Below are 6,468 nucleotides of genomic sequence, written 5' to 3'. Positions count from 1 at the left end.
TGTGCGCGAGCTCGGCGAGCGAAATGCGAAAAAGGACGGCAAGTCCCGCTGGGGCTTCAAGATCATGCGCGAGATCAAGAATCTCGAGAAGTATGCAGAGACGTTCCCGGACGCCACCTATATCCACATCATCAGGGACGGTCGGGATGTTGCAGCCTCGCAGATTTCCGAGCATGGCAGCTGGGGCTATGGCGACATTTCGCGAGCAGCTGCCGGCTGGTGCTCCGTAATCGACGGCGCAAGAGCAACGAGCGGTTCGGTACGTTATACCGAAGTGCGCTATGAAGACATCGTCATGAAGCCCGAAGAAACGATTAGGCGCTTGCTCGACTTTCTCGGCGTGGACTGGGATCCGGCAGTCCTTGCTCACTCGGAGCAGGGCCATTCCCTGTACGAGACCAAGGTAAGACACCCCAGCAGGGACCAGGTCGCCCGCCCGATTAACGATTCTGCGTTGGGACGATATCGGCGCGATCTCAAGCCAGAGCAGATTGAAGCTTTCGAGAAGGTGGCGGGTGCCAGTCTTGTTTCGCTCGGGTATATGAATACGGATGCCAAAAATGAACGAAAATGAAGAAGTAAGGATTCAGCATATCGACTACGGTCTCGGGCATCCGAAGTGCACAGGTTCGGCGCGCTGTAGATCGATGGTTGAGCGCAATGCTGATCGGCTGGGCGGAAAGTTCATCGGTATCGGCGATGTCATCGAAGGTCAGGTCATTACCGCTTGCCTCGATCTCGGTTTCGAGAGTTTCGACGATTATGAAAAGGCGTGCCGGAAAATATCGAAGGGCAATGCGATTCGGGATGCCAAGAAGGCAGACAAGGCTGGATATTATGTGAAGCCTTTTGACCGCCGCATGCACATTCCAGACATCGTCGAAATCAACACATCGAAGGAAGTCCGGAGCGGTGGGAAGATGAAAGCATCCTATCGCCGTTCGATCGACGAGATGGGCGGCGCTCCTTCGAAGCATTTCGAAACAGAGATGCCCTCCTGCCCGGTCCATTACGACCTCTGGTGGGGAATCTTCGAGAAAGTCGACGGCTACAAGCAGGGTGACGTTGTTACCAACGAACGTCTCCTGGCGTACATCGACTTGCGCAGGCTGGGTGATTACGGCCTGTACAGCATGATTATCGGCCATGGCGATTACCTGAAGGATGGCGTTGTAAACAGACTTCACCTCGGTGTCATGGAGTGGTTGCTCGAGGCGGGCAATGCCTGTGGTGAAGGCTTCAAGTCCTTGATGTATGCAGGTTATTACCAGGGTGGCGACGGCTTGCGCCGATGGAAGAAGCGCTTTGCTTTCGAGCCGACCTATCTCGTAGCCTCCGACGCCAAGACGACTTCGCCGGTATTGCCGCTCAGGAGGCTCTTCAGGGCAATGCTCGCGAAGCTGACGAAGGGCGGGAAGTGAGGAATTTTGCGAAATACCTCTCTACGCTGGCTAGCTTCCTGGCTGATGCGCTGGGGCGTGTGCCCTGGCTGACAGCCGGTGCGCTGGCATCGAGCGTGTTCGCGGTTGTCCTGCAGTTCCTCGGTATCGGCCTGGTCGCCGGATTTGTCATGTACTTCGAGTCCGGCGAGCTCATTCAATTCAAGGAGTGGTCGCTCGATCCCCGCGAGGCCGGGACGATCTGGCTGGTCGGCTCGGTATTCGTCGGATTGCTGTTGTTGCAGGCAGGCTCCCAGCTCGCCTCGGGGCTGCTGATCCTGCGAATTTCGTCTTCCTACCAGGTGGAAGTGGTGCGCCGTATTCTCGATCGCCTGGATGCCGACAGGAATTTCACCGCGATCAGGAAGCTCGGCGATGCCGAGAACAAGAATGCGCAGCAGGTCATTTTCAGTGCCGCGATCGGTCATGGCGCATCAACGAACCGCGTGCTCCGCATCATCCTCAAGATGTTCCCGCAGGTGCTGACGGTATTGATCGGCCTGGTATTCCTTTTCTACCTGAAGCCGGTCCTCACGCTGCTGGTGGCGCTGGCGGCCGTTTCTTCGTTGACCGCGCAGCGACGACTGAGCATCAAGGCCGCCAACTGGAACCGGGCGATGGATGACAGCCGGGCCGAGACATCGCGTCGTATTCGGGGATACATCGAAGAAAAGATGACCGGCATGGTCAGCTCGTCGGTCGATTCAAGCGAGGTCATCCGCGAGCCTGCTGTCAGCATGAATTTCCAGGCGCGGAGAAAGAGTCTCAAATACCTTTATGTCAGCCAGTTCTTCAGCACGCTGACGTTCATTGCTGCCATGGCGCTCGTGCTGGGCTCCTTTGCCATGCTGCCGCAGGGTCAGTCTGCGCAGTGGTCCTATCTGGTCCTCTATGTCCTGGTGCTCAACAGGGTGTTCATGGGTCTCAAGGGACTGTTTGGCGGCGTGACGAATTTCAATCGTTTCTATCGGAAGGTGGCGATGGTCCTTGCCCTTTTCGAAAAACTGAAATTGCCACAGGGTCACGTCCGCAGCCGGTTAAGCAATGCGGTGTCGTCGGATTCGATTCCCGTGATCATGACGGGCAATGCGCCGAGGTCACGGGGGCTCGCAGAGGCTCTTGTTGCCGCGCTGGATGGAGTGACGGCGAACAATATCCTGCCGCTGATGATGTCTGGCTATCCGGATGGCAAGTCGATCAGCCATGCCTTCCCGAGCCTCAAGGAGGCGAATCGCAACGAGCAAGAGCCTGGTTTCGATGCCAGCGCGACGAAGTCGTGGCTGGCCGAGAACGCAGACCGGCCATTGTCGCTGGGCGAATGGCGAAGACTTCCGGCCAAGCGCAAGGCAGAAGTCCTGTATCTGGTGGCACTCGCCGGTCCCGCCGATTCGCACATTGTGATCGACGACTCGGTATTCAGGCGCTGGTTGCGCAATCCGGGCATTCTCAAGCAACTACGTGACGGGCAGTTTGCCGGTCGCTTGCTGGTGCTCGCCGGTCATTACCATGATGAGTATCGCTCGCTGGAAAGCGTCCGCCTCCTGGCCCTTGATGAAGATGGCCAGCTGTTGCATGACGATCTCGACCTGGTGTCGGAGCAATCGCGCCAGGATGCTGCAGCTTCGCAATCCGAGCCTGATGACGATATCGAAGATGATCTCGAAATCGATTGAAGCTGCAAAGAGCCTCGAGGTGCTTGTTCTCTCGAGTGTCCACCCTTCGCGGGACCCTCGTATTGTCGACAAGGAAATCCGGACGCTTGCCGGGCACGGCCATGCGGTCACCTGGTGTCGACCCGGGCCGGTAGAAACCGCTTCTCCAGCACCTGTCGACGTGGAGGAAATCTCCTTTCCTGCTCGCCAGGGTCGCCTGCGCCGAATCTTCACGTCGTGGCTGGCGGCAAGGAAGATCATTAACAAGACCCGCCCCGACATCGTCCACCTGCACGACCCCGAGCTGCTGCTGGTCGGCCTGTTGCCGCGCCTGCCGGGCTGCCGTTACATCTATGATGCGCACGAGGACATCGGCCTGCAGGTGCTGGCCAAGCCATGGATCCCCGGATTCCTGCGCAGGCCCGTGGCCTTCGCAAGCAATGCACTGGCGCGCCTGTTGATGCGGCGCTTCGATGCGGTCATCACGGCCACGACGGACATCAATGAGCGCCTGTCATCGCTTCCCGTGCAATGCGTGACGCTCCGCAATTTCCCGCGCCTGGAGCAGTTTTCGGTCGCGACTGCCGTCCCCGAGGATCTTGTCTACGTCGGTCGCATTTCACGCGACCGGGGCCTAGAAGAGATGCTTTCCCTGGCGCAAGCCACCGGTCGGCGCCTGCAACTGGCGGGCAGGGTCGATCCTGCTTGCCAGGCGATGCTTGATAGAGCGACAAGCGATGGCGTTTGCGATTACCACGGCGAGCTGGATCGCGAGGGCGTGGCGAAGCTGCTGCGCGGCGGCGGTATCGGCCTGTGCCTGCTGCATGACAAGGTGAATTACCGACGTGCCTTGCCAACCAAGCTCTTCGAATACATGGCGTCCGGCCTGCCGGTCATTGTCACGGCGTTCCCCTTGTGGCGAGATATCGTGCAGGCTGCGGGCGCCGGCCTGGCGGTCGACCTCAAGGATGGCACGCAGGGCTGGCCCGAGGTGACACGCTGGCTCGAGCGCGGCGCCTTGCGCGAGCAGGGCGCGGCGGGTCGTCGACATGTCGAGACACAAGCCAGCTGGGAACAGGAAGCGTCCGCATTGCTGGCCTTGTACGACGAGCTCGCCGAAGGCGCGGGTGGCGGGAGCGGATGACGTGAATATCCTGTATGTCCATCAATACGCCATGAAGCCAGAGCAGGCCGGGTTGTCACGTGCCTTTGATTACTCGCGCGCGCTGGTTTCCCGCGGCAACACCGTTACCTTGCTGGCAGGATCCCATGATCATTTCGCTGGCCACGATCCGCACCTGCAAGCGGACGAGGACGGTCGTCGCGAGCGAGTCGAGGGTGTCGAATTCCAGTGGCTGAAGACGCCGGCCTACCGTGGCAACACGTTGGGACGAATTCGCAACATGCTGAATTTCATGTGGCAGGTGGCGCGCCTGCGTCCGGACCGGGTGCCCGATGTGGTCATCGGCTCGAGTCCGTCATTGTTTGCCGCAGTGGGTGCCTGGTGGCTGTCGCGCCGCTTGCAGCGGCCATTCGTACTGGAAATCAGGGACCTGTGGCCGGATTCCCTGATCGATCTCGGCGGGTACTCGCGCCTCGATCCGAGAATCCTGGCCTTCCGGTTGCTGGAAAAGCTGCTTTATCGTCGGGCGCAACTGGTCGTTTCCGCCCTGCCGGGCAGTGAGCGCCATATCAACGCGGTCGCCCGGCGTGAATGCCCGTTTGCCTGGGTCCCGAACGCCCTGTACCGGCTGCCGGAGCTTGCCGAGCCGGCACCTCGTGATGGCAACTTCGTGCTGATGTATTCCGGTACGCATGGCCTGGCCAATCACCTCGATGCCTTGCTTGACGCGGCGGCCTGCCTGCAGCAGCAGGGTGTCGATGACATCGAAATCCGCCTCATCGGCCAGGGCCCGGAACGAGAGCGCCTGCAGCGACGCGCGACTGACGAGGGCCTGCAGAATGTCCACTTCCTGCCAGCGGTGCCGAAGGCCGAGATCTATGACGTGCTGGCCGAGGCCGACGCCTTTGTGATCCTGTTCAAGGACGTGCCGGTTTATCGCTACGGTGTCAGTGCCAACAAGATTTTCGACTACCTGGCCATGTCCCGGCCGGTGCTGTTCGGTTCCGAAGCGCGCTACCATCCGGAACGGGATTGCGACGCGTGCTTGCGCGTTCCGTCCGAGCATCCAGAGGCCATCGCGGCAGCCATTCGCGACCTGCGCGACCGGTCTGGCGAGGAACGGGCAGCGCTTGGCCGGGCAGGTCGGGAGTACGTGCAGGCCGAATTCCTGGTCGAGCATCATGCCGCCCGGCTGGAAAAGGCCCTGGCCGGTGTCCTGCGCAATGAGAAGGCGGATCGAGCCTGAACGGGGGTTGGATGGACATCACGATGCTGTTGCTGGCTGGCGCCTTTGCCTTGTCTTTCCTGCTGACATGGGTGTTATCCCGTGGCTGGCTGGCGATCACCGACGTCCCGAATCATCGCTCCCTGCATTCGGTGCCGACGCCGCGCACCGGCGGTCTTGCCATTGCCGGCGCCGGCATCGCTGCCTTGCTGTCGGGCGTCGTCCTGGGTCATGTCGACGTGGCGCCCGTCGGCTTGCTGATGTTGATCGGCGGCTGGGTGATGCTGTTGTCCCTGTCCGTCCTGGATGACATTGCCGATCTTTCGGCGCCGTTGCGCCTGCTCGTCCATCTCGGCGCTGCCCTGCTGTTCCTGTGGATGGTGGAGCTGGCCTGGTGGCAGCTTGGCCTGCTGGTCCTGCTGATGACCTGGTGTACCAATCTCTTCAACTTCATGGATGGCATGGACGGGCTGGCAGGCTCCATGGGCGTTGTGGGCGCGAGCACGCTGGCGGTCTTGCTGTGGCAAGGCGATGCCGGCAACAGCTGGCTTGTCGCGGCCATCCTGGCCGCTGCCATGGCGGGGTTCCTGCCCTGGAACCTGCCGCCAGCACGGATTTTCCTGGGCGATGCCGGCTCGATACCCAGCGGCTTCCTGCTGGCCGGACTGGCCATTCATGCCGTGCTGGAGGCCGGAATCCATCCGGCCCTCGTCATCCTGCCATTCCTGACCTTCCTGGTGGATGCCAGCTGTACCCTGGTTGCCCGGGCCTGGCGGGGCGAGCGGATCTGGGAAGCGCATCGAGAGCATGCATACCAGCGCCTCTGCCTGGCGGGATTGCCGGTATATCAAGTACTTATGCTAGAATTTGCCCTTGTTTGCGTGAATGCCGGGCTTGCCCTGTGGCTGGCCTCCGGGGTCCGAAATGAACTGATCTGGTTCGTGCTCGGGCTGCAGGTGGCATTGCACGTCGTGCTTTACGGGGTCATCGTCCGTCGCTGTCCCCGGGGGGCTGTCTAGAAATACCGAC

The 6,468-nt window shown here is 60.7% G+C and carries 6 protein-coding genes; all 6 read left to right on the top strand.

The window, feature by feature from the left end; translation table 11 throughout:
* On the top strand, positions 1–574 hold a 574-nt coding region (locus R3217_03760), incomplete at its 5' end, for a sulfotransferase (GenBank protein ID MDX1454551.1).
* Positions 575–647: 73 nt separating this feature from the next.
* Positions 648–1,421 carry a hypothetical protein gene (locus tag R3217_03755; protein ID MDX1454550.1) on the top strand — a complete coding sequence of 258 codons (774 nt, stop codon included), beginning with the start codon at positions 648–650 and terminating at the stop codon, positions 1,419–1,421.
* The gene (locus R3217_03750) at positions 1,418–3,112 is read left to right on the top strand and encodes a hypothetical protein (GenBank protein ID MDX1454549.1); all 1,695 of its coding nucleotides are present in this window, start codon (positions 1,418–1,420) and stop codon (positions 3,110–3,112) included. The genes R3217_03755 and R3217_03750 overlap by 4 nt, the downstream gene beginning before the upstream one ends.
* The gene (locus R3217_03745; protein ID MDX1454548.1) at positions 3,078–4,235 is read left to right on the top strand and encodes a glycosyltransferase; all 1,158 of its coding nucleotides are present in this window, start codon (positions 3,078–3,080) and stop codon (positions 4,233–4,235) included. Before R3217_03750 ends, R3217_03745 begins: the two co-directional genes overlap by 35 nt.
* Position 4,236: 1 nt before the next feature.
* Positions 4,237–5,460 carry a glycosyltransferase family 4 protein gene (locus R3217_03740; protein ID MDX1454547.1) on the top strand — a complete coding sequence of 408 codons (1,224 nt, stop codon included), beginning with the start codon at positions 4,237–4,239 and terminating at the stop codon, positions 5,458–5,460.
* Between the two features lie 11 nt (positions 5,461–5,471).
* Positions 5,472–6,458: a UDP-phosphate N-acetylglucosaminyl 1-phosphate transferase gene (locus tag R3217_03735; protein ID MDX1454546.1), complete on the top strand. Its 987-nt coding sequence runs from the start codon at positions 5,472–5,474 to the stop codon at positions 6,456–6,458.
* Positions 6,459–6,468: the final 10 nt, after the last annotated feature.

The organism is Gammaproteobacteria bacterium (assembly GCA_033720895.1).
Lineage (GTDB): Bacteria > Pseudomonadota > Gammaproteobacteria > Natronospirales > JAJUFS01 > JAWWBS01.
This window is presented reverse-complemented; position numbering and strand designations above follow the sequence as displayed.

Coding starts and splice junctions, on each gene's coding strand:
- R3217_03735 (MDX1454546.1), top strand. CDS start 5,472: ATGGACATCACGATGCTGTTGCTGGCTGGCGCCTTTGCCTTGTCTTTC.
- R3217_03755 (MDX1454550.1), top strand. CDS start 648: ATGGTTGAGCGCAATGCTGATCGGCTGGGCGGAAAGTTCATCGGTATC.
- R3217_03745 (MDX1454548.1), top strand. CDS start 3,078: ATGACGATATCGAAGATGATCTCGAAATCGATTGAAGCTGCAAAGAGC.